At 37.0% G+C, this 2,221-nt stretch carries 2 protein-coding genes and 1 pseudogene; all 3 read left to right on the top strand.

Features of this window, described 5'->3' with window-relative positions:
• Positions 1 to 54 precede the first annotated feature (54 nt).
• A complete protein-coding gene (locus FJR38_RS14945; protein ID WP_168495422.1) occupies positions 55 to 828 on the top strand; it encodes a GTP-binding protein in 774 nt (257 codons plus the stop codon).
• Positions 825 to 1,634, top strand: a complete 810-nt coding sequence (locus FJR38_RS14950) for a metallophosphoesterase (protein ID WP_168495423.1) — start codon at positions 825 to 827, stop codon at positions 1,632 to 1,634. The genes FJR38_RS14945 and FJR38_RS14950 overlap by 4 nt, the downstream gene beginning before the upstream one ends.
• Positions 1,635 to 1,856: 222 nt before the next feature.
• A pseudogene (locus FJR38_RS28565) lies at positions 1,857 to 2,221 on the top strand (metallophosphatase); the annotation flags it as partial.

Genomic DNA, 2,221 nt, shown 5'->3' on the forward strand with positions numbered 1-2,221 from the left:
TCTCTACATGATCAGCTTTGTAATTAGGGATATTTATTAAAAATAGTATAAAATATGAATATACCAATCATTAAGGTTATTGCTGGATTATCCGGTGCTGGAAAAACTACTTGGATTTGTCAACAAATTCGAGATATTGTATCTGCGGAAAAAGTAATTTATTTTTGTCCAGGAACTGGGAATGTTCCTATTGATCAAACTAGAATAGCTACTGAATTTCCGGAACTCAACATATTTGGTGATGGTCAAGAAATTGAATTTCTTCATCATATACCCACAGCTAATAGTGTATATGTTGAATTAGGTTCTTATCTAGAATTAAAAACTATCTCAAAAATATTAGATCATCTAACTTACCGCGCCATAGCAATTATTCCACCAGATTTGCAAAACTCTGAATATGATAGTTGGGCAAATGAAATTATACACGGCGCACCAGTTCCTACTATAACTGTAGAAAATTTATGGCGAGTAGAAACTACAGGTCAAGTCATTGATGAAAATAGTTTAGATGAATTTTGGTATGAAATAACTCATAATGCTTATGGTACTGTCACCCGTGCTAAAGCTATTTTTGATGTTAATGATGGGCGTTCTCTTTACTGTGATTTTGTCGCTGGTGTTCCCAAAATAGACTTTTTAGAATTAAACTTACCACGATATTTAGAAGGTAGACCTCAGCGATTTAGTGGCATAGAAATAGTAGGAAAAAACTTAGATGAAACAACTTTAAAAGCAACATTATCAGATTGTTGTTTATCTGAATCCCTAATTTCGCAATATCAACAACAAGTACAACAAATTTTACTAGAAGGTGAAGAAGTATGAAAATAGCAGTTATGTCATGTATTCATGGTAATTATGAAGCTTTAGAAGCTGTATTATTAGATATTGACCAGCAAAAAGCCGAAAAAATCTTTTGTGTTGGTGATCTGGTGGGATATGGACCACATCCTAATGCAGTGATTAACCAAATTCGCTCTTTAGATATTCCTACCTGCGTCGGTTGTTGGGATGAGGATATTGTGGAAGGATTGAATGCTTGCGATTGCAGTTATCCTTCAATATTGGCGGAAAAAAGAGGACTAAAAGCTCACCAATGGACAAATCAGGAAATTCACCCAGAAAACCGAGAATTTTTAGCCAATTTACCCTATAGTCTGCAATGGCAAAACTTAGCTTTTTTTCACGGTAGTCCTCATAGCAACCATGAATATTTATTACCTGAACTTGATGCTTTCATTGCTTTAGAACGGGTACTTTCCACAGGTGCAGATGTGCTATTTTGTGGACATACCCATGTTCCTTATACACGAAATCTTGATGCTGGTGAGTTACAAGTCCAGGTTAATAATCAAGCAGAATCACGCAAAATCAGCTTTTCATCTGCTCTCAAAAAGATTGTGAATGTTGGTTCTGTTGGAGAACCCAGACATGGACGACCAAATGCAACTTATGTAATCTATGAAACTGATACTCAAGCAGTGACATTGCGAGAAGTTACGTATGATTATCAAAAAACCTGTGCAGCAATTATAGAGAAGGGATTACCAGAAATTTTTGCGTGGCGTTTAGCGAATGGCTTAGAGTATGCTGAACGCGCAGATGATCCAAGTCATGTTTGTACCAGATAAAAAGATTAGGGCTTCAATATTGTTCGGTTAAGCAACAACGCAACCCAACGTCCGTAAATGTTGGGTTTCCTAACGTCAACCCAACCTACCTGATTTAATGTTTTTAGCTTAACCGACAAGTATTGACTGGGAATTGGGACTATCAATACTTAATCACCCTTTCTTCCTTTGCGCCTTTGCGCCTTTGCGTGAGACATAAAAATAACTGTAAAATCTAAAATTATGTGGGCAATTTTAAGTGGAATTGAAGGAAATTTGCCAGCTTATGAGGCTGTAATAGCTGATATTAAGCGACAAAACCGTTATATAGAAGCATTATATATTATCGGTGATTTAGTCGGTCCAAGGCGAGAATGTGAGGAGTTAGTAGCAAGGGTGAAATCACCACGACGGGGTGAATTAGCACCGATGATTTGTAAGGGATGGTGGGAAGAACAATGTTTAATTTTACATGGTTTGGGACCCACTGGAGACGCGCCAGAATTGCTAGAAAAATATGGAGGTGATACAGTGCAGATGTTGTGGGATTGTGTTTCTCGTCCAACTGTACAATGGTTGCGATCGCTCGATTTTGGTTTTTTGAATTA

Origin of the sequence: Anabaena sp. UHCC 0253 (genome assembly GCF_009712085.1) — a bacterium.
Lineage (GTDB): Bacteria > Cyanobacteriota > Cyanobacteriia > Cyanobacteriales > Nostocaceae > Dolichospermum.

Coding starts and splice junctions, on each gene's coding strand:
- FJR38_RS14945 (WP_168495422.1), top strand. CDS start 55: ATGAATATACCAATCATTAAGGTTATTGCTGGATTATCCGGTGCTGGA.
- FJR38_RS14950 (WP_168495423.1), top strand. CDS start 825: ATGAAAATAGCAGTTATGTCATGTATTCATGGTAATTATGAAGCTTTA.